The organism is uncultured Pelagibacterium sp., from assembly GCF_963972885.1.
GTDB lineage: Bacteria > Pseudomonadota > Alphaproteobacteria > Rhizobiales > Devosiaceae > Pelagibacterium > Pelagibacterium nitratireducens.
The window spans coordinates 1-20,003 of the sequence record NZ_CAXAXY010000012.1 but is presented as its reverse complement, the minus strand read 5'-3'; the positions used below and the strand labels follow the sequence as shown (position 1 = coordinate 20,003).

At 61.1% G+C, this 20,003-nt stretch carries 15 protein-coding genes; 12 read left to right on the top strand and 3 right to left on the bottom strand.

Annotated features, from left to right (window positions below):
- Positions 1-73 precede the first annotated feature (73 nt).
- From sucD to lpdA, 5 genes are all read left to right on the top strand, one after another.
- On the top strand, positions 74-976 hold the full coding sequence (gene sucD, locus AACZ55_RS03825; RefSeq protein ID WP_338608530.1) for a succinate--CoA ligase subunit alpha: 903 nt from the start codon (positions 74-76) through the stop codon (positions 974-976).
- A gap of 213 nt (positions 977-1,189) precedes the next feature.
- Entirely contained in the window at positions 1,190-4,177 is a 2,988-nt protein-coding gene (locus tag AACZ55_RS03820; RefSeq protein WP_338608531.1) for a 2-oxoglutarate dehydrogenase E1 component, read from the top strand.
- 65 nt (positions 4,178-4,242) lie between these two features.
- A complete protein-coding gene (gene odhB / locus AACZ55_RS03815; protein WP_339643263.1) occupies positions 4,243-5,487 on the top strand; it encodes a 2-oxoglutarate dehydrogenase complex dihydrolipoyllysine-residue succinyltransferase in 1,245 nt (414 codons plus the stop codon).
- Between the two features lie 112 nt (positions 5,488-5,599).
- Positions 5,600-5,989 (top strand): MAPEG family protein, encoded by a 390-nt coding sequence (locus AACZ55_RS03810; protein ID WP_339643260.1) that lies wholly within the window; start codon positions 5,600-5,602, stop codon positions 5,987-5,989.
- A gap of 41 nt (positions 5,990-6,030) precedes the next feature.
- A complete protein-coding gene (lpdA, locus tag AACZ55_RS03805; RefSeq protein ID WP_339643257.1) occupies positions 6,031-7,437 on the top strand; it encodes a dihydrolipoyl dehydrogenase in 1,407 nt (468 codons plus the stop codon).
- 70 nt (positions 7,438-7,507) lie between these two features.
- Here the strand turns inward: lpdA and AACZ55_RS03800 are convergent, their stop codons facing one another.
- From AACZ55_RS03800 to AACZ55_RS03790, 3 genes are read right to left on the bottom strand one after another with little or no spacing between them, the layout of a single operon-like run.
- Positions 7,508-8,713, bottom strand: a complete 1,206-nt coding sequence (locus tag AACZ55_RS03800; RefSeq protein ID WP_339643254.1) for a hypothetical protein — start codon at positions 8,711-8,713, stop codon at positions 7,508-7,510.
- A 16-nt stretch (positions 8,714-8,729) separates the two neighbouring features.
- Complete coding sequence (locus AACZ55_RS03795; protein ID WP_339643251.1) at positions 8,730-9,689, bottom strand: DMT family transporter; 960 nt, start codon at positions 9,687-9,689, stop codon at positions 8,730-8,732.
- A gap of 57 nt (positions 9,690-9,746) precedes the next feature.
- Positions 9,747-10,676, bottom strand: coding sequence for a tyrosine recombinase XerC (locus AACZ55_RS03790; protein ID WP_339643248.1), 930 nt, complete (start codon positions 10,674-10,676; stop codon positions 9,747-9,749).
- Between the two features lie 119 nt (positions 10,677-10,795).
- Between AACZ55_RS03790 and AACZ55_RS03785 the strand changes: the two genes are divergently transcribed.
- The 7 genes from AACZ55_RS03785 to AACZ55_RS03755 form a co-directional block, all read left to right on the top strand.
- The gene (locus AACZ55_RS03785) at positions 10,796-12,961 is read left to right on the top strand and encodes a primosomal protein N' (RefSeq protein ID WP_339643244.1); all 2,166 of its coding nucleotides are present in this window, start codon (positions 10,796-10,798) and stop codon (positions 12,959-12,961) included.
- Positions 12,962-13,182: 221 nt separating this feature from the next.
- Positions 13,183-13,743 carry a F0F1 ATP synthase subunit delta gene (locus tag AACZ55_RS03780; protein ID WP_338608539.1) on the top strand — a complete coding sequence of 187 codons (561 nt, stop codon included), beginning with the start codon at positions 13,183-13,185 and terminating at the stop codon, positions 13,741-13,743.
- Positions 13,743-15,278, top strand: a complete 1,536-nt coding sequence (gene atpA, locus AACZ55_RS03775; protein WP_339643240.1) for a F0F1 ATP synthase subunit alpha — start codon at positions 13,743-13,745, stop codon at positions 15,276-15,278. The genes AACZ55_RS03780 and atpA overlap by 1 nt, the downstream gene beginning before the upstream one ends.
- Positions 15,279-15,314: 36 nt before the next feature.
- A complete protein-coding gene (locus AACZ55_RS03770) occupies positions 15,315-16,199 on the top strand; it encodes a F0F1 ATP synthase subunit gamma (RefSeq protein ID WP_339643238.1) in 885 nt (294 codons plus the stop codon).
- Positions 16,200-16,282: 83 nt separating this feature from the next.
- Positions 16,283-17,722, top strand: coding sequence for a F0F1 ATP synthase subunit beta (gene atpD, locus AACZ55_RS03765; RefSeq protein WP_339643236.1), 1,440 nt, complete (start codon positions 16,283-16,285; stop codon positions 17,720-17,722).
- A 71-nt stretch (positions 17,723-17,793) separates the two neighbouring features.
- On the top strand, positions 17,794-18,216 hold the full coding sequence (locus AACZ55_RS03760; protein WP_339643234.1) for a F0F1 ATP synthase subunit epsilon: 423 nt from the start codon (positions 17,794-17,796) through the stop codon (positions 18,214-18,216).
- A gap of 386 nt (positions 18,217-18,602) precedes the next feature.
- The coding region (locus AACZ55_RS03755) for a Cache 3/Cache 2 fusion domain-containing protein (protein ID WP_339643231.1) at positions 18,603-20,003 on the top strand (1,401 nt) is incomplete at its 3' end.

Genomic DNA, 20,003 nt, shown 5'->3' with positions numbered 1-20,003 from the left:
TTAGAGCAATTGGAGCGTTTCGGGGAAATGCGAAATTGCTCTAAGCCCGAAAAGACAGGATTTAGCCAAAGACATGTCCATTCTCGTCAATAAAGACACCAAGATCCTCGTGCAGGGCCTGACCGGCAAGACCGGCACGTTCCACACCGAACAGGCGCTGGCCTATTACGGCACTCAGATGGTCGGCGGCATCCACCCCAAAAAGGGCGGAGAGACCTGGTCGGGCGCGGGCGGGGAACAGCTTCCCATTTTCGCCACCGTCGCCGAGGGCAAGGAAAAGACCGGGGCGGACGCTTCGGTCATCTATGTGCCCCCCGCGGGCGCGGCCGATGCCATCATCGAGGCGATCGAAGCCGAAATTGGTTTCATCACCTGCATCACCGAAGGCATTCCGGTTTCCGACATGGTGCGGGTGAAGGCCCGGCTCGAAAAGTCCAATTCGCGCCTTCTAGGCCCCAACTGCCCCGGCATCCTCACCCCGGAAGAATGCAAGATCGGCATCATGCCCGGTTCGATCTTCCGCAAGGGTTCGGTGGGCATTGTGTCGCGCTCGGGCACGCTTACATATGAAGCTGTGTTCCAGACCACAAATGAAGGCCTTGGCCAGACAACGGCGGTCGGCATCGGCGGCGATCCGGTCAAGGGCACCGAATTCATCGACGTGCTCGAGATGTTTTTGGCCGACGACGCGACCGAATCCATCATCATGATCGGCGAAATCGGCGGCTCGGCCGAAGAGGACGCCGCCCAGTTCCTGATCGACGAAGCCAAAAAAGGGCGCTCGAAACCCATGGCCGGGTTCATCGCGGGCCGCACGGCACCCAAGGGCAAGACCATGGGCCACGCAGGCGCCGTGGTCTCGGGCGGCAAGGGCGATGCGGAATCGAAAATCGCCGCTATGGAAGCGGCGGGCATTACGGTTTCGCCCTCGCCGGCGCGGCTTGGCACCACCCTGGTCGAAGTCCTTAAGGGCTGAGACACGACAATGTTATCGGTGACCGGGACTTAGAGCGTTTCCAGAGTAAGTGGCCCCACTTACTCGGTTCGGGAACGCGATAAAGCAAGCTAAGCCCCGGTTAACCAAATCGACAGGCGGAAACGCCATAGTTCAACCGAATTTGGCGGCCCATACCGGGCGGGTTGAACACATCTTTACTGAGGGGGATCGGGACCCCCAATCGAGAGCGAAATGGCACGACAGGACCAGAACGAAGCGTTCCTCCTCACTTCCTTCCTTTATGGCGGCAATGCCGATTACATCGACGCGCTGTACGCCCGCTACAAGACCGACGCGAAAAGCGTCGATCCCAGTTGGGCGGAGTTCTTCGACAATCTTGCCGACAGTGCCGATTGCGTCACCAAAAACGCCGATGGCCCGAGCTGGCAGCGCGCCGACTGGCCGCGCGCCACCAATGGCGAGATGATCTCGGCGCTCGATGGCAATTGGGGCGAAGTGGCGGTCAAGGCCCAGAAGGCGGTCACCGAAAAGGCCAAAGCCGGCGGCGAGGTGGTTTCCACAGAAGCCGTCATGCAGGCGACACGGGATTCGATCCACGCCATCATGATGATCCGCGCCTACCGCATGCGCGGCCATCTGCACGCCAATCTCGATCCGCTCGGGCTCGAAAAAAGCGAGGACGCCCCCGAGCTCGATCCGGCGGCTTACGGGTTTTCCGAGGCCGATTACACCCGCGAAATCTTCATCGACAATTATCTCGGGCTCGAATTTGCCACCGTGCCCCAGATGCTCGAAATCCTCAAACGCACCTATTGCGGCACGCTGGGCATCGAGTTCATGCACATCTCCGATCCCGAGGCCAAGGCCTGGATCCAGGAGCGCATCGAAGGCCCGGACAAGGAAATCACCTTCACCCCCCAGGGCAAGCGGGCGATCCTGAACAAACTGGCCGAGGCCGAGGGGTTCGAGAAATTCCTCGACGTCAAATATACCGGCACCAAGCGGTTTGGTCTCGATGGCGGCGAAGCGCTGATCCCGGCGCTCGAACAGATCGTCAAGCGCGGCGGCGCGCTTGGGGTCAAGGATATCGTTCTGGGCATGGCGCATCGCGGCCGGCTCAATGTCTTGACCCAGTTGATGGCCAAGCCCCATCGCGCCCTGTTTCACGAGTTCAAGGGTGGCGCGTTCTACCCCGACGACGTGGAAGGGTCGGGCGACGTCAAATATCACCTTGGCGCATCGTCGGACCGTGAGTTCGACGGCAATTCGGTGCATCTTTCGCTTACCGCCAACCCCAGCCATCTGGAAATCGTCAATCCGGTGGTTCTGGGCAAATCGCGCGCCAAGCAGGACCAGCTTTCGGCAAAGGACGGCCGGTTCGTTTCCGATACGCGCGACACCGACCGCACTTCGGTGCTGCCGCTGCTGCTGCATGGCGATGCGGCCTTTGCCGGGCAGGGCGTCGTGGCCGAGTGTTTCGGGCTTTCGGGTTTGAAGGGCCACCGCACCGGCGGGTCGATCCACTTCGTGATCAACAACCAGATCGGGTTCACCACCAGTCCGCATTTCTCGCGGTCTTCGCCGTACCCGACCGATGTGGCCAAGATGATCGAGGCGCCGGTCTTTCATTGTAATGGCGACGATCCCGAGGCCGTGGTTTACGCCGCAAAGATCGCCACCGAGTTCCGCCAGAAGTTCGGCCGTCCTGTCGTTATCGACATGTTCTGCTACCGCCGGTTCGGACACAATGAAGGCGATGAGCCCAGCTTTACCCAGCCGCTCATGTACAAGGCCATCCGCAGTCACAAGACGACGCTGGACATTTATGGCAGCAAGCTGGTCGATGAGGGCGTCCTCTCCGCCGAAGACTTCGACAAGCTCAAGGCCGACTGGCGCGCCAGGCTTGAGGCCGAGTTCGAGGCGGGGCAGGATTATCGCCCCAACAAGGCCGACTGGCTCGACGGTGCCTGGAAAAACATCAAGCTCGCCGAAGTCGATGGCCCGCGCCGTGGTGTCACCGGTATCGATATGGACCGGCTCAAGACGCTCGGCGAAAGACTGACCAGCGTGCCGGGCGATTTCCACGCTCACCGCACCGTCCAGCGCTTCCTCGACAACCGCAAGAAGATGATCACCGAAGGCGAGGGGATCGACTGGGCCACCGCCGAAGCGCTGGGTTTTGCCTCGCTGCTCGAAGATGGCCATCCGGTCCGCCTTTCGGGCCAGGATGTGGAGCGCGGCACGTTCTCCCAGCGCCATTCGGTGCTCTACGACCAGGAAAACGAATCCACCTTCACCCCGCTCAACAACCTCGTTGACGGGCAGGCCCGCTACGAGGTCATCAATTCGATGCTGTCCGAAGAGGCCGTGCTCGGGTTCGAATACGGCTATTCGCTGGCCGAGCCCAATGCGCTCACGGTCTGGGAGGCCCAGTTCGGCGATTTCGTCAATGGCGCGCAGGTGATCATCGATCAGTTCATCGCGGCGGGCGAACGCAAATGGCTGCGCATGAGTGGTCTGGTGATGCTGTTGCCGCATGGCTATGAAGGCCAGGGTCCCGAGCATTCCTCGGCCCGTCCCGAACGCTTTTTGCAGCTTTGTGCCGAAGACAACATGCAGGTGCTCAACTGCACCACGCCGGCCAATTATTTCCATGCGCTGCGCCGTCAGCTCAAGCGCGACTTCCGCAAGCCGCTGATCATCATGACCCCCAAATCGCTGCTGCGCCACAAGCGGGCGGTATCGGGTCTGGCGGAAATGGGCTCCGATACGTTCTTCCATCGCCTGCTCTGGGACGATGCCGAAGCCCCCGGCCTGCCCAAGACCGAAATCAATCTGGTGGGCGACGACAAGATCCGGCGCGTGGTGATCTGCACGGGCAAGGTCTATTACGATCTGCTCGAAGATCGCGAAAAGCGCGGCATCAACGACGTCTATCTGATGCGTCTCGAACAGCTCTACCCGTTCCCGGCCAAGGCGCTGATCGACGAGTTGAGCCGGTTTACCAACGCCGAAGTCGTCTGGTGTCAGGAAGAGCCCAAGAACATGGGCGCCTGGTCGTTCGTTCAGCCCTATATCGAATGGGTGCTCGAGCAGATGGGCCGTCCGGGCGGGCGTCCGCGCTATGTGGGCCGTCCGGCCTCGGCCTCGACCGCCACGGGCCTGATGCGCACCCATGTCGCCCAGCTGCAGGCCTTCCTCGACGAAGCCTTCGAGTAAACCCCAAGATCGACCAGACCCGGCCCCTGTGGCCGGGGCCCCAAATCGAACAAGGATATTAAGAGATGTCCACTGAAGTCCGCGTCCCGACCCTGGGCGAAAGCGTCACCGAAGCCACCATCGGCCAATGGTTCAAAAAGGTCGGCGATGCCGTTTCGGCCGACGAGCCCATCGTCGAGCTTGAAACCGACAAGGTGACCATCGAGGTTCCCGCCCCGGTCTCGGGCACGCTCGAAGCGATTTCGGTCAATGAGGGCGATACCGTCGAGGTCGGCGCGCTGATCGCGGCGATTGCCGCCGGAGCCGTCCCGGCCAAATCGGCCGAAGAACCCAAGCAAGAGGCCAAGACCGAAGAGTCCAAAGCCGAAGCGCCCAAAGGCGAAGCCGCAAAGCCCGCAGAGGCTCCCGCCGCCGGGACCGAAATGCCGCCCGCTCCGTCCGCTGCCAAGATGATGGAAGAGCGCGATATCGAGCCGTCCTCGGTTGCCGGCTCGGGCAAGCGTGGTCAGGTTCTGAAAGAAGACGTGCTCAAGGCGCTCGACACCACAGGGTCGTCCAAGGCCGAAGCGCCGGCCCCGGCCGCTCCGCGTGCCGCACGGGCCGAGGATCAGGGTGGCGAGGAGCGGGTCAAGATGACCCGGCTGCGCCAGACCATCGCCAAGCGCTTGAAGGATGCCCAGAATTCGGCGGCCATGCTCACCACCTTCAACGAGGTGGACATGAAGCCGGTCATGGATCTGCGCAATTCCTACAAGGAGCTGTTCGAGAAAAAGCACGGCGTCAAGCTGGGCTTCATGGGCTTTTTCACACGGGCCGTTGTCCACGCTCTCAAGGAAATTCCGGCGGTCAATGCCGAGATCGACGGCACTGACATCATCTACAAGAACTTCGCCCATATCGGCGTTGCGGTTGGCACCGAAAAGGGCCTCGTGGTTCCGGTGGTGCGCGATGCCGACCAGATGAGCATCGCCGAGGTCGAAAAGGAAATCTCCCGGCTCGGACGCGCGGCGCGCGACGGTCAGCTTTCCATGGCCGACATGCAGGGCGGCACCTTCACCATCTCCAATGGCGGCGTTTACGGCTCGCTGATGAGCACCCCCATCCTCAATGCACCCCAGTCGGGCATTCTGGGCATGCACAAGATCCAGGAGCGCCCCGTCGTGGTCGGCGGTCAGGTCGTTGTCCGCCCGATGATGTATCTGGCGCTCTCTTACGATCACCGGATCGTGGACGGCAAGGAAGCGGTCACCTTCCTGGTCCGCGTCAAGGAAAGCCTCGAAGATCCGCAGCGGCTGGTCCTCGACCTCTAGCCCTTTTCGAGGGCGGCAACACCGAAACGGCAATGATTGGCAATATTGGGCTCCCGAACACTCAAGTCCATAGATTTTCGAGCCAACATTGCCCCATGGGAGCGTTCAAATCATGACCTTCGAGTTATGGATGGTGGTTGGTTCGGTGGTGCTGCTTTTCGCGCAGATCACCATCCAGGCGCTGCTTCTGACCGCGCAATTGGGGTCCGAATACAATGCCAGCCCGCGTGACGAGGACCGCCCGCTGACCGGCAAGGCGGCCCGCGCAAAGCGCATGCTGGACAACTACCTCGAAACGTATCCCGCCTTCATCGCCCTGGCGCTGGTGGCGGTGGTTTCGGGTGGTTCGGACTGGCTGACCCAGGGCGGCGCCGCCCTCTATATCGTGGCCCGCATCGCCTATATCCCGCTCTATATTCAGGGCATCGCCTATGTCCGGTCGCTGGCCTATACGGTCGCGTGCCTTGGGTTGCTGGTGATGCTGATCGGGCTCGTCATCTGACGCGCCCAAGCTGGCAAACCGTTGATTTAAGGATAAAATTCATGGCCGAAAGTTTCGATCTCACCGTCATCGGCACCGGACCGGGCGGCTATGTCTGCGCCATTCGCGCCGCGCAACTGGGCATGAAGGTTGCTGTTGTCGAGAAATGGCCAAGCTTCGGCGGCACCTGCCTCAATATCGGCTGCATACCGTCCAAGGCCCTGCTGCACGCGTCGGAAATGTTTGAGGAAGCCGGTCACACCTTCCCCCAGCTCGGCATCGAGGTCGGCGCGCCCAAGCTCAACCTGCCCGCCATGATGGCGCACAAGGACGATACGGTCGCCTCAAACACTGGTGGCATCGAATATCTGTTCAAAAAGAACAAGATAACCGCCTTTAAAGGCACCGGCAAGATCGCCGCCCAGGGCAAGGTGACCGTCACCGCAGAGGACGGTTCGGAAACCGGGATCGAAACCAAAAACATCGTCATCGCCACCGGTTCGGTGTCGGCCAATCTGCCGGGCATCGAGATTGACGAAGAGAAAATCGTCACTTCGACCGGGGCCCTCAAACTCGACAAGGTGCCAGATAACCTGCTGGTTATCGGTGCCGGCGTTATCGGCCTCGAGCTCGGCTCGGTCTGGGCCCGCCTCGGCGCCAAGGTTACGGTCGTTGAATTCCTTGATCGTATCCTGCCCGGCATGGACCTCGACGTCGCCAAACAGTTCCAGAGAATGCTGTCAAAACAAGGGTTTGACTTCAAACTCGGCACCAAGGTCACTGGCATCGAAAAGACCGAATCCGGTCTCGTCGCGTCCCTCGAACCCGCCGCCGGCGGCGAGGCTTCGACGCTCGAAACCGACATCGCGCTGGTCTCGATCGGCCGCATCCCCTTCACGGACGGGCTCGGGCTCGACGATCTCGGCATCGAGCGCGACAAGCGCGGCCGGGTGGTAACTAACGGACATTACAAGACAAATCTCGATGGCATCTACGCGATCGGGGACGTGATCACCGGTCCGATGCTGGCCCACAAGGCCGAGGACGAAGGCATCGCGATTGCCGAAATCATCGCCGGCCAGGCCGGACATGTGAACTATTCCGTCATCCCCGGCGTCGTTTACACCAACCCCGAAGTCGCCTCGGTCGGCAAGACCGAAGAAGACTTAAAGGCCGAGGGTATTGCCTATAAGGCGGCTAAATTTCCCTTTACCGCCAATGGTCGAGCCAAGGCGATGCTCGCGCCGCAGGGGTTCGTCAAGATCCTCGCCGACAAGGAAACCGACCGGGTTCTGGGCTGCCACATCGTTGGCAAGGGCGCCGGCGAAATGATCCACGAAGCCGCAGTGCTGATGGAATTTGGCGGCTCGGCCGAGGATCTGGCCCGCACCTGCCACGCCCATCCCACAATGAGCGAAGCGGTGCGTGAAGCCGCGCTGGGGCTGGGCGACGGGTCGATCCACATCTGACAGCCCGGACCTTGTAGGCATAAAAAAGGGCCGCATCCGAGAGGAATGCGGCCCTTTTTGTTTGCGGTGTTCAGGTTTGCGGCTCGTATGTCACGGTGCCGGAATCATAGGCGGCCCGGCAATCGCTGGCGTCGGCGAGCATGTTGGATTCGAGCAGTTCGAGCGCGCCGCCACGCCCCTGAAAACGGGGGTCGTCGCACACGCCATCATAGGCCGAAGCGCTTGAATCATCGCCGAAATTGATCCGGAAATCACCGTTCGAACCGCTGTCCGAACCCTCTTCGGCAAGCGTTACGGTGCCCTGGGAATAGGCGGTGGAACAATCGGTGGCATCGGCCATCAGATGATCGTCGAGCGCAACACCAACTCCCGAGCCGGTAAAGCGCGGATCGTCACATTCGGCATCGTTGGAATAGGTGCCCGAATCATCGCCGAAATCGATGCCGTCGATCATCGTGGTGCCCGAGCCCTCGCCCATATAGGTCACCTCGCCAGCTTCCAGAGCCTCACGGCAGTCGGTGGCATCGGCCATTTCGTGGCTCGTCAGCGAGCCGCCAAAGCGGGGATCGTCACACTCGCCATCATTGGCAAAAGTGCCTGTATCGTTACCGAAATCGATGTCGCCCGCGACGGCATCACTGCTTGTATCGTCGGGCGCATCATAGGTTACCACTCCGGCCTCATAGGCTGTGCGGCAGTCGGTGGCATCGGCCATCTCGTGGCTGGCGAGCGAACCGCCGAAGCGCGGATCGTCGCATTCGCCGTCATTGGCCCAGGCGCCAGAATCGTCACCGAAATCGATGTCGCCGTCCGGCTGTACCGCGCCGCTGACTTCATTGGAGGCTTCGAAGGTTACCACTCCGGCCTCATAGGCTGTGCGGCAGTCGGTGGCGTCGGCCATCAGATGGCTGTCGAGGGTGCCACCGAAACGAGGGTCGTCGCATTCCTGGTCGTTTGCCCAGGCGCCCGAATCATCGCCAAAGTCGATCTCGCCGGCGTCCTGCGCGGCCGGGGCGACGGGCTCGTCGGCCGCAACAAGGGTGACTTCGCCCGCTTCAAACGCGGCCTCGCAGTCCGCTGCGTCGCGCATTTCATCGACCGGGCTGCGGATCAGCGCCGCGCCAGGGCCTTCGAAGCGTGGATCGTCGCACTGGCCGTCGTCGGCCCAGGTGCTCGAATTGTCCCCGAAATCGATATCCTGAGCCAACGCCGGCGCGCCAAGCGTAAGACCGAGAGCGAGCACGGCGCTGCTCATCATCAACCTGGTTGCTTTCATTAAAGTCTCGTCCCTCTTACTGGCCGGTTTGCACCGCGCTTTTGGGTTGGGTTGTGAGCCGAGTGAACAGCAAAATCCCGCAAATTACCAGTGCCGTTCCCACGCCATGGATCGGCGTGAAGGGCTCACCGAGAATGAAAATGGCGAGAACAATGGTCAGGATCGGCGAGATATTGCCGAACACCGCCGTTCGCTCGGCGCCCACCATGCCGATGGCTGCGGCAATGATGGACACCGGGGCGACAGTGGCGGCGAGCGCCAGCGCCAGCAGGATGGAAAAGGCCCCGGGCGGGATTGCCAGACCAGCCATAGGATGGGTGGCCAGAAAATGGATGAACACAGCACTCGCCGCCGCGATCATCGCAATGGCGGTGAACAGTCTTGGGCCCAGTGCATCGATCAGCGGCTTTGCAAACAGCTGGTAGAGCGCATAGGCCAAAGCGCTGGCCAGCGCGAACAGCGTGCCTGCCACGACACTCTCGCCTTCGATCACCATGTCATGGCCAAAGATCACCCCGATGCCCAGATAGGCCAGAAGCGCCGCGCCCACGACAGATGCCCTGAGAGGGCGGTGGAACAGCACCGCACCCAGGATCAGGACCATGAACGGATAGGTCAAAAGCACCAGCCGGTTGAGCTGGGCGGTGATGAGGTCGAGGCTGAGAAAGTCGAGAAAACTCGCCCCATAATAGCCAAGGATGCCGATGGCTGCAGCGCCGGCAACCGAGCGCGCCGGCACGGGCCTGTTGGCCTGGCGCCCCCGCCCGGCGCGGCGATCGCGGTAGGCCAGAAACCCCATAAGGGCAAAGAACGGCGTCGCCAGAAGCATGCGCCAGGTCAGGGTGGTTATGGCATCGAGGCCCTGCGCGTAGGCGAGCTTTACGAAAATGCCCTTTGTGGCAAACAGGGCCGCGCCGAGCGCAGCGAGTGCGAGACCGGTGAATTGATCCCGATCGGATGAAGATAAAGCGGACATGGGGAGGTACTGGCCAGAATAATGTCCGGCGATCCTATACCCCCATTGCGCCGGGCGCTAGCGGCGCGGATGGGCTGCGCGGTAAGCCTCGAGCAGCCGCTCGCCGTCGATATGGGTATAGATCTGGGTGGTCGAGAGCGAGGCGTGACCCAGCAACTCCTGGATAGCCCGCAGATCGCCGCCCCGTGCCAGAAGGTGGGTGGCAAAGGAATGACGCAGCGCGTGCGGTGTTGCCGATGCCGGCAGGCCCATGGCGCCGCGCAACTGCTCGAGACGCAACTGAATCAGGCGAGGGCTGAGCGGGCCGCCGCGTACACCGCGAAACATGGGCTCGCTGGGCGAAACGGTGAACGGGCAGAGCCGGAGATAATCCTCGATGGCTGTCCTGACCGGCGAGATCAGCGGCACCAGCCTCACCTTGTTGCCCTTGCCGGTTATCCGCAGGGTCTTGGCGTCGAGATCGGCGCGGGTCAGGGCCAGGGCCTCGGAAATGCGCAGGCCGGCGCCGTAGCACAGGGCGATTGCTGCGGCATCGCGCGCTGCCACCCAGGGTCGGTCTTCGAGCTCGTGGGTTGCGGGGCCGGCGCCTTTCGCTTCGGATGCCGAGAGCGGCTTGGGCAGGGATCGGGGCAGTTTTGGCGTGCGGATTACCGAAAGTGCCTCGAGCGCCATGATGCCTTCGCGTTCGAGATGGGTAAACAGCGATTTTATGCCCGAAAGCGAGCGGGCAAGGCTGCGCGAGCTCAGATCATTGCGGCGGCGGGCGGCGAGAAAGGCGCGCAGATCGGCTGGTCGGAGCGTCTTGAGGTCGGCGATGTCGACGGTTCCGCCAAGGTGGCTGGACAGAAATGCCATGAACTGGTCGACGTCGCGACCATAGGCTTCCAGCGTCCTGGGGGACAACCGCCGGATGGTTGCAAGCTCGCGCCGCCAGTTCGATATGTGGGCGCGAAGGGTATCGGAGATGGCAAAGCCGGTGTCGGTCATGGGGCGATGTTAGCGCCCATAGGTTACCAGAGCGCCAATTGGGGCTGGTCGAATCGCATTTGACAATTATGGTGCCCAATGATTGATCTCGTTTCGTTCTCCCAGTGCAAAGGCTCTCGATGACGCTCGGTCCGGTCGTGGCAGTGATGGTGGCGGTCGCCGTCGACGGTCCTTATTCCTATCGGGTGCCCGAAGGAAAAGTGGTCGAGCGTGGATCGATCGTCGTTGTGCCTCTGGGGCCGCGCCCCACGCTCGGGGTGGTTTGGGGAGAGCCCAAGGACAATTTCGCCCATAACCGGCTCAAGGATATCGAGCACGTCTTTGATGTGCCTTCGCTCTCCGAAGAGCTTTTGAAAACCATCGACTGGGTGGCGCGCTATACGCTGGCCCAGCCCGGAATGGTGCTGCGGGGCGCGTTGCGCAGCCGCGAGGCGCTCGATCCGCCACGCCCACTGATTGCCTACAAGCGCGGCGGGCCCGAACCCGAGAGGATGACGGATGCACGGGCGCGGGTGCTCTCGGTGATGGAGGACGGCTACCCCTGGGCCAAGCCAGCGCTGATTGGTGCCGCAGGCGTTTCGACGGCGGTGGTGGATGGGCTGGTCAAGTCGGGCTGCCTGCAGCAGGTCGAAGTTCCGGCTCCGCCGCCGGTCCTGCCGCCCGAGCCCGATTTCGCACCGGCAAAGCTGTCGGAGGCGCAACAGGCCGCGCTCGATCAGATTCGGGCCCATGACAAAGGCGGATTTTCGGTGGCTCTGCTCGACGGGATTACCGGGTCGGGCAAGACCGAGGTGTTTTTTGAGAGCGTGGCCGATATGCTGCGCACCGAAAAGCAGGTGGCAATCATCCTGCCCGAAATCGCCCTGACCCATACCTTCCTCGACCGGTTCGAAAAGCGCTTCGGCCAGCGGGCCGCAGAATGGCATTCGGAAATGACGCCTGTTCAACGGGCCCGGGTGTGGCGGGGCGTTTTGACGGGCGAGGTCAGGGCGGTGATCGGTGCGCGCTCGGCGCTGTTCTTGCCGTTTCGCGAATTGGGGCTTCTGGTGCTCGATGAAGAGCATGACGGCGCCTTTAAGCAGGCCGACCGGGTCAATTACCATGGCCGCGATATGGCGGTGGTGCGCGCTTCGATGGCCGGGGCGCGGGTCATTTTGTCTTCGGCAACCCCAGCAGTCGAATCACGCAACAATGGGGAGACCGGCCGTTACGCGCATGTGCGGCTCGAAAGTCGGTTTGCCGATGCGGCGCTGCCCGACATCACGGCGCTCGATATGCGGGCCGAGGGACCGGAAAAGGGCCAGTGGATCGCGCCGAGACTGGCGCGGGCGGTGTTCGATGCGCTCGATCGTGGCGAGCAGGCCCTGTTGTTTCTCAACCGGCGTGGCTATGCACCGCTGACCCTGTGCCGGTCATGCGGGCATCAATATCAGTGCCCCGATTGTTCGACCTGGCTGGTCGAGCACCGGTTTCGCGGTGTCCTGATGTGTCACCATTGCGGGCACGAAGAGCGGGCGCCCGAGGTGTGCGGCTCGTGCGGGGCCAGCGATTCGCTTGTCGCGGTGGGGCCGGGGATCGAAAGGCTTGCAGAGGAGGTGGCGGAACGGTTCCCCGGCGCGCGGCCGGTCGTTTTGTCCTCGGACATGGGGTCGATGCGCCAGATTCGGGATCGGTTCGCCGAGATCGCGCGCGGAGAATATGACATCATCATCGGCACGCAATTGGTGGCCAAGGGGCATCATTTCGAAAAACTCAGCCTTGTCGGCGTCATCGACGCCGATCTGGGGCTGGCGCATGGCGATCCGCGGGCGGCGGAAAAGACCTTTCAGATTCTGACCCAGGTCACGGGTCGCGCGGGGCGCGAATCGCGTTCGGGCAAGGCGTTCCTTCAGACCTACCATCCCGACCATCCGGTGATGAAGGCGATGGTAAGCGGAGATCGGGAGGGGTTTTACAATCACGAACTCATGGTTCGGCGGCAGGGTGGCCTGCCACCGTTCGGCCGGCTGGCGGCCCTGATTGTTTCGGGCAATGAGCACACCGAAACGATGGCTTTGGCCAGAGATCTGATGGCCGCGGCGCCGTTGGCAGAGGGGGTCAGGCGGTTCGGGCCGGCCGACGCGCCGGTCGCCATGGTCCGTGGTCGGCACAGGGTGCGTATTCTGGTCCAGAGCCCCAAGGACTTCGATCTGTCGGGCTATGTCCGGTTCTGGCTGGAAACCGGGCCTGCGGCCAAGGGAAATCTGCGCGTTCAGGTCGATATCGATCCCATGAGCTTTTATTGAATGAAGAACTTGTCACGATGCGACATTTGCGACGCCCCAATTTGGCCGTGATGCGCTTGCGTGGCCGGTTTTGGCATGGTAAGGCCACCCCGGAATTCATGGGCATGCCCTTGTTGGCGCTCGCCCTGTCGATCCGAATACATATAGAAAACTATGCCGCCGCCGCCGATTATTGGCGATGACGACGATAAAGGGCGGGGCAAGCAGCGGGGTTACAAGGCTTGAGCGCACCACGATCCGTTCTGTCCAAAATTGCTCGGCCCTATGCGGCAGCGCTTTTTGATCTCGCCCAGGACGGCAAGGTCATCGAGGCGGTCGAAAAGGATCTCGATGCCGTTGCCGGGCTAATCGATTCTTCCGATGATTTTTCGCGGTTTCTGGTGAGCCCGACGATCACCACAGACGTCAAGAGCGCAGCGCTCAGCGCGATCCTCGACAAGGTCAAGCCGGTCGAGCTGGTCGCCAATACGCTGAGGCTGGTGGCCAAAAATGGCCGGCTTTTCGCGCTTGCCGCGATTATTGCCGAGTTCAAGATGCTTGCCGCTGAAGCGCGCAACGAAGTGAGCGCGGAAGTGACTTCCGCCGCGCCTTTGACAAAAGAACAGGAAACTGAACTTGCCGGTGTTCTCAAGGACAAGGTCGGCAAGGACGTTTCCCTTATTACACGTGTCGATGAAAGCCTGATCGGCGGCCTTGTGGTCAAGGTCGGGAGCCAGATGATCGATACCTCCCTCAAGACAAAACTTTCGGCCATGAAGATCGCCATGAAAGGGGTCAGCTAATGGACATCAAAGCTGCGGAAATTTCCGCGATCCTCAAAGACCAGATCAAGGATTTCGGCAAGGAAGCCCAGGTTTCCGAAGTCGGTCAGGTGCTTTCGGTCGGTGACGGTATTGCGCGCGTCTTTGGCCTCGACAAGGTGCAGGCCGGCGAGCTCGTCGAATTCCCCGGCGGCATCAAGGGCATGGCGCTGAACCTGGAAGCCGATAATGTCGGCGTGGTGATCTTCGGGTCCGACCGCGACATCAAGGAAGGCGATACCGTCAAGCGCACGGGTTCGATCGTCGACACCCCGGTGGGCAAGGGTCTTCTGGGTCGCGTTGTCGACGGTCTGGGCAATCCGATCGACGGCAAGGGCCCCATCGAATACACGGAACGTCGCCGCGTTGACGTCAAGGCTCCCGGCATTCTGCCGCGCAAGTCGGTGCATGAGCCGATGTCGACCGGCCTTAAAGCCATCGACGCCTTGATCCCGATCGGCCGTGGCCAGCGCGAGCTGGTGATCGGCGACCGTCAGACCGGCAAGACCGCGATCATTCTCGACACCTTCCTCAATCAGAAGCCCGCCCATCAGGCCGAAGCCTCTGAAAGCGAGAAGCTCTATTGCGTCTATGTCGCCGTCGGCCAGAAGCGCTCGACCGTCGCCCAGTTCGTCAAGATGCTCGAAGACAATGGCGCGCTCGAATATTCGATCGTGGTTGCCGCTACCGCTTCCGATCCGGCGCCGATGCAGTTCCTGGCGCCATTCACCGGCTGTGCGATCGGCGAATTTTTCCGCGACAACGGCATGCATGCGGTGATCGCTTATGACGATCTATCCAAGCAGGCCGTCGCCTATCGTCAGATGTCGCTCCTTTTGCGCCGTCCTCCCGGACGCGAGGCCTACCCGGGCGACGTTTTCTATCTTCACAGCCGCCTTCTCGAGCGCGCTGCCAAGCTCAACGAGAATCACGGCGCCGGCTCACTGACCGCGCTGCCGATTATTGAAACTCAGGCCAACGACGTGTCGGCTTATATTCCGACCAATGTGATCTCGATCACCGATGGTCAGATCTTCCTTGAAACCAATCTGTTCTTCCAGGGCATTCGCCCGGCCGTGAACGTTGGTCTGTCGGTGTCCCGCGTGGGGTCGTCGGCCCAGATCAAGGCGATGAAGCAGGTTGCCGGTTCCTTGAAGGGCGAGCTTTCCCAGTATCGCGAAATGGCGGCCTTCGCCCAGTTCGGTTCGGATCTCGATGCCGCGACCCAGCGTTTGCTCAACCGTGGCGCACGCCTCACCGAACTTTTGAAGCAGCCGCAGTTTTCGCCGCTCAAGACCGAAGAGCAGGTGGCCGTGATCTTTGCGGGTGCCAATGGCTATCTCGACGATCTGCCGGTGCGTGGCGTTGGAGCCTTCGAGAAGGCGCTTCTTTCGCACATGCGGAGCAAGCATGCCGATGTTCTTGGCGATATCGCCAAGGAAAAGGCTTTGACCGACGGGATCAAAGAGCGCCTGGTTTCGGCTCTCGATGCTTTCAAGAAGACTTACACCGCCTAATTCCGGCGACCCGGCTGGCAAGGAGCTTTCGGCGCAATGCCCTCTTTGAAAGACCTAAAAAACCGGATCAACTCGGTCAAATCGACCCAGAAGATCACCAAGGCCATGCAGATGGTCGCGGCGGCCAAACTCCGCCGCGCCCAGGATGCGGCAGAATCCGCACGTCCCTACGCCGAGCGTATGGAAAAGGTTCTGGCCGGTCTTGGCGCTGCCTATGAAGGCCGTCCCGATGCGCCATTGCTGCTTTCGGGCACGGGCAAGGAGGACGTCCATCTTCTGGTGGTTGCAACCGGCGAGCGGGGCCTGGCCGGTGGCTTTAATTCCTCGATCGCCCGGATGGCCCGCGAGCACGCCACAAAGCTGATCGCCGAAGGCAAGACGGTCAAGATCATAACCGTTGGCAAGAAGGGCGCAGATATTTTGAAGCGCGCTCTTGCCAAGCATATGGGCGAGCAGATTTCCCTGCGGGACGTCAAGCAGCTCGGGTATGGTACGGCACAGGAGATCGGCTCGAAGATCCTGGCGATGTATGATGCTGGCGAATTCGATGTCGCCACGCTTTTCTACTCGCGGTTCCAGTCGGTCATCTCCCAGGTGCCGACCGCTCAGCAGATCATTCCGGCCGAGTTCGAAAAGGCCGAAGGTGAAGCGCTCAAGGCCGGTTCGGCGATCTACGAATATGAGCCCGATGAAGAGGCTTTGCTCGAAGATCTTCTGCCGCGCAATGTGAGCGTGCAGATTTTCAGGGCCTTGCTCGAGAACAACGCTTCGTTCTTTGGCGCGCAGATGACCGCTATGGACAATGCGACCCGCAATGCCGGTGAGATGATCACAAAGCTTCAGCTGAGCTACAACCGTCAGCGTCAGGCTCAGATCACCAAGGAACTGATCGAAATCATTTCGGGCGCCGAGGCGCTCTAGGGTAGAGTTAAAGTTATCGCGTTCCGCAGGGAAACAAGTGCAGCCCACTTTTCCCCGGAGCGCTCTGGAAAGGACCAAGACCCATGGCAGAGAACAAAACCGGCCGCGTCTCCCAGGTTATGGGCGCCGTTGTGGACGTGACCTTCGATGGTCACCTCCCGGCCATTCTGAACGCGCTTGAAACCGACAACAACGGCAACCGCCTCGTGCTCGAAGTTGCCCAGCACCTCGGTGAAAACGCCGTTCGCACCATCGCCATGGACACGACCGAAGGTCTGGCCCGCGGCGTCGAGGTTCGCGACACGGGCGATGCCATCGAAGTGCCGGTCGGCGACGAAACGCTGGGCCGCATCATGAACGTTATCGGCGAGCCGATCGATGAGGCCGGCCCGGTCAATACGCCCTCAAAGCGTGCCATTCACCAGCCTGCTCCCGATTTCGTCGATCAGGCCACCCAGGCCGAAATTCTGGTCACCGGCATCAAGGTCATCGATCTGCTTGCGCCCTATGCGCGTGGCGGCAAGATCGGCCTGTTCGGTGGCGCCGGCGTGGGCAAGACCGTTCTGATCCAGGAGCTGATCAACAACGTGGCCAAGGCGCACGGCGGCTATTCGGTGTTTGCCGGCGTTGGCGAGCGGACCCGTGAAGGCAACGATCTTTATTACGAAATGATCGAATCGGGCGTGAACAAGGATCCCAAGGAGAACAATGGTTCTACCGAGGGTTCGAAATGCGCGCTGGTCTTCGGTCAGATGAACGAGCCTCCGGGAGCGCGCGCCCGTGTGGCCCTGACCGGCTTGTCGATCGCCGAAGATTTCCGCGACAAGGGTCAGGACGTGCTGTTCTTCGTCGACAACATCTTCCGGTTTACCCAGGCCGGTTCGGAAGTGTCGGCGCTTTTGGGCCGTATTCCTTCCGCTGTGGGCTATCAGCCGACGCTGGGCACCGATATGGGCGCGCTCCAGGAACGCATCACGACGACCAACAAGGGCTCGATCACCTCGGTGCAGGCCGTTTACGTCCCGGCTGACGATTTTACCGATCCCGCACCGGCATCGACCTTTGCCCACCTTGACGCGACGACGTCGCTCAACCGCGCCATTTCGGAAAAGGGCATCTACCCGGCCGTCGATCCGCTCGATTCCAACTCGCGCATGCTCGACCCCAATATCGTTGGCGAAGAGCATTACCGTACGGCGCGCGACGTTCAGGAAATCCTGCAGCGCTACAAGTCGCTCCAGGACATCATCGCCATTCTGGGCATGGACGAGTTGTCCGAAGAGGACAAGCTCACAGTGGCGCGGGCCCGCAAGGTCGAGCGTTTCATGAGCCAGCCCTTCCACGTGGCCGAGCAGTTTACCGGCGCGCCGGGCATTTATGTCGAACTCGAAGACACCATCAAGGCCTTCAAGGGTCTGGTTGCCGGCGAGTACGATCATTTGCCCGAACAGGCCTTCTACATGGTCGGCACCATCGACGATGCCGTCAAGAAGGCCCAGAAGCTGGCCGCCGAAGCCGCCTGATTGTGAATGTGATCGTGCGGGCCGCCTGTCGGCCCGCACATTTTCCGAACGCTTGAAGAACGGACAAAGACATGGCCGAAGGCGTCAAAGTCGAAATCGTATCGCCTGAAGTTCTCGTTTTGAGTGCCGAAGCGCGCTCGGTGATCGTGCCGGGTTCCGAAGGCTATCTGACGGTCATGGGTGATCATGCGCCGCTGATGGCCGTGCTCAAGCCCGGCTTTGTGACGGTGACCGATACCAGCGGAGCCGTTTCGAACTTTTTCGTGGGTGGTGGGTTTGCCGATATCTCCGATGCGGGTGTCACTATTCTCGCGGAAGAAGCCAAGCCGGCCAGTGAGTTCGGTCGCACTGAAATCGAAGAGCGCATCTCCGCCGCGCAACAGGAGTTGACCGCCACATCGGATGGCGAAGACAAGGGCGAGGCTCAGAACGCGCTCGATACCTGGAAAAACCTCCTGTTGGAAAATGCCACGCTGAGCGGTGCTGCCCATTAGGTTCGGTTTTCGTGCAATCGTGATTGCTCAAGGCGCCGTTTTGGCGCCTTTTTCTTTGCCTTGAGAGTCAAAGCGCGTTGCCTGGGCGCCCTGAGGATGTGTTGTTGTGCAACCGGGCTCCTGTTGCCGGCTCGACCCAATGAAGTTTTAGCAATAGACTTCAAATATAGTTGGATGGACGTCCACGAACCCTTTTAAGGGCGGACTTGCCGCCAGGGAATAGCGCATTGGGCGCTGAGAGGTGTTTGGGCTCTTGCAGATTGAAACGATGATTTAATCATATGTCCGTAGCTTTGCGTGGATTTCCCAGGAGGGGGAAGCTAGTCGTCCACAAGGAGCAAACGGACATGCGGGGCTTAGCCAGCAGAATTCTGGGTCGTATCCCTATGACCACCACGATCGCCGCGATGGTGGTCACTGCAGTGGTGCTTTCGGTCGGGGCCGTCGTTATCGCGGTCTATGTCAATCTTTCGGCCAACAGCGATGCTGTCGCAAGGTCCAGCCAGCAGTCCAATATCCGGACGGCCGCAACGGTTCTGGGCGGCATGGGCGGTATTCAGGTTGAATGGACCGAGGAGGGGGACGTTGCAAGCATCGGCACCTGGGTCATGCCGCGCTTTTACAACGACGACATTACCGATTCGATCGGCCGCATAAGTGGGGAAACTGCTGCGATCTTTGCCTGGAATGCCGAAACCGATTCCTTTGAACAGGTGACGACCTCGATGGTCGACGGCGATGGCAATCGGATCGTTCAGGACCCGATTCCCGCCAATGGTGAAATTCACACCCAGATTCTCGAGAACGGCGCGCTCTTTACCGAGACCGACGTGAACGGTGAGCACTATTATTCGGTCTACCAGCCGATCACCTATCTGTCGGGGACGGACGTTCTGGGTCTGCTGTATGTGGGCGTCAGCCAGGACGCGATCACTGCCGTTGTAACCGACACCATGAACCTGCTCATGATCGTGGCCGGTATCGCGCTTGCCGTGATGTGCGTTGTTTCGATTTTCGCGTCGCGTCTGATCGCGCGTCCAATTCCCATCCTTTCGGGGGTGATGGGACGCATCGCGCAGAACGAATTCGACGTCGAAGTGCCCTATACCGACCGCAAGAACGAAGTGGGCGATATGGCCCGCGCCGTGGAAGTGTTCCGAGAGAACGGCCAGAAGGTTGCGGCCATGACCGAAGCCGAGGCGGCGCGGATCATCGCCGACGAGCAGGCACGGCGCGCGATGATGGGCGACCTGCAGGTGGCGTTCGGCAATGTTGTCGATGCCGCAATCGCCGGCGACTTTTCCCAGCGTGTCGAAGCGAGCTTTGCCGATGCCGAACTCAATGGGCTGGCCGGAAGCGTCAACGACCTGGTCTCGACAGTCGATCGCGGATTGCGCGAGACGGCGGGCGTGCTCGGGGCTCTGGCCAATACCGATCTCACCACGCGGGTGATGGGCGAGTATCAGGGCGCCTTCGCCCAGCTCAAATCCGATACCAACGCCGTTGCCGAAAAGCTCTCCGACATCGTTCTGGAGTTGCGCGGCACGTCACGGACACTCAAGACAGCGACCGGGGAAATCCTTTCGGGGGCGAACGACCTTTCCGAACGCACCACCCGTCAGGCGGCCACCATCGAGGAAACCTCGGCGGCCATGGAACAGCTCGCGGCCACCGTCATGGACAATGCCCGCCGGGCGCAGGATGCGTCCCAGACTGCGGCATCGGTCACCAAATCGGCCGAAGAGGGCGGCGAGCCCAAAGTGGTCATTGATCTCGACAATGCCCGT

Excerpts from the sequence above, each read along its gene's own strand:
- AACZ55_RS03795 (WP_339643251.1), bottom strand. The coding sequence starts at position 9,689 with ATGTCCGCTTTATCTTCATCCGATCGGGATCAATTCACCGGTCTCGCA.
- AACZ55_RS03785 (WP_339643244.1), top strand. The coding sequence starts at position 10,796 with ATGACGCTCGGTCCGGTCGTGGCAGTGATGGTGGCGGTCGCCGTCGAC.
- lpdA (WP_339643257.1), top strand. The coding sequence starts at position 6,031 with ATGGCCGAAAGTTTCGATCTCACCGTCATCGGCACCGGACCGGGCGGC.
- sucD (WP_338608530.1), top strand. The coding sequence starts at position 74 with ATGTCCATTCTCGTCAATAAAGACACCAAGATCCTCGTGCAGGGCCTG.
- odhB (WP_339643263.1), top strand. The coding sequence starts at position 4,243 with ATGTCCACTGAAGTCCGCGTCCCGACCCTGGGCGAAAGCGTCACCGAA.
- AACZ55_RS03790 (WP_339643248.1), bottom strand. The coding sequence starts at position 10,676 with ATGACCGACACCGGCTTTGCCATCTCCGATACCCTTCGCGCCCACATA.
- AACZ55_RS03820 (WP_338608531.1), top strand. The coding sequence starts at position 1,190 with ATGGCACGACAGGACCAGAACGAAGCGTTCCTCCTCACTTCCTTCCTT.
- atpD (WP_339643236.1), top strand. The coding sequence starts at position 16,283 with ATGGCAGAGAACAAAACCGGCCGCGTCTCCCAGGTTATGGGCGCCGTT.
- AACZ55_RS03760 (WP_339643234.1), top strand. The coding sequence starts at position 17,794 with ATGGCCGAAGGCGTCAAAGTCGAAATCGTATCGCCTGAAGTTCTCGTT.
- AACZ55_RS03810 (WP_339643260.1), top strand. The coding sequence starts at position 5,600 with ATGACCTTCGAGTTATGGATGGTGGTTGGTTCGGTGGTGCTGCTTTTC.
- atpA (WP_339643240.1), top strand. The coding sequence starts at position 13,743 with ATGGACATCAAAGCTGCGGAAATTTCCGCGATCCTCAAAGACCAGATC.
- AACZ55_RS03800 (WP_339643254.1), bottom strand. The coding sequence starts at position 8,713 with ATGAAAGCAACCAGGTTGATGATGAGCAGCGCCGTGCTCGCTCTCGGT.
- AACZ55_RS03770 (WP_339643238.1), top strand. The coding sequence starts at position 15,315 with ATGCCCTCTTTGAAAGACCTAAAAAACCGGATCAACTCGGTCAAATCG.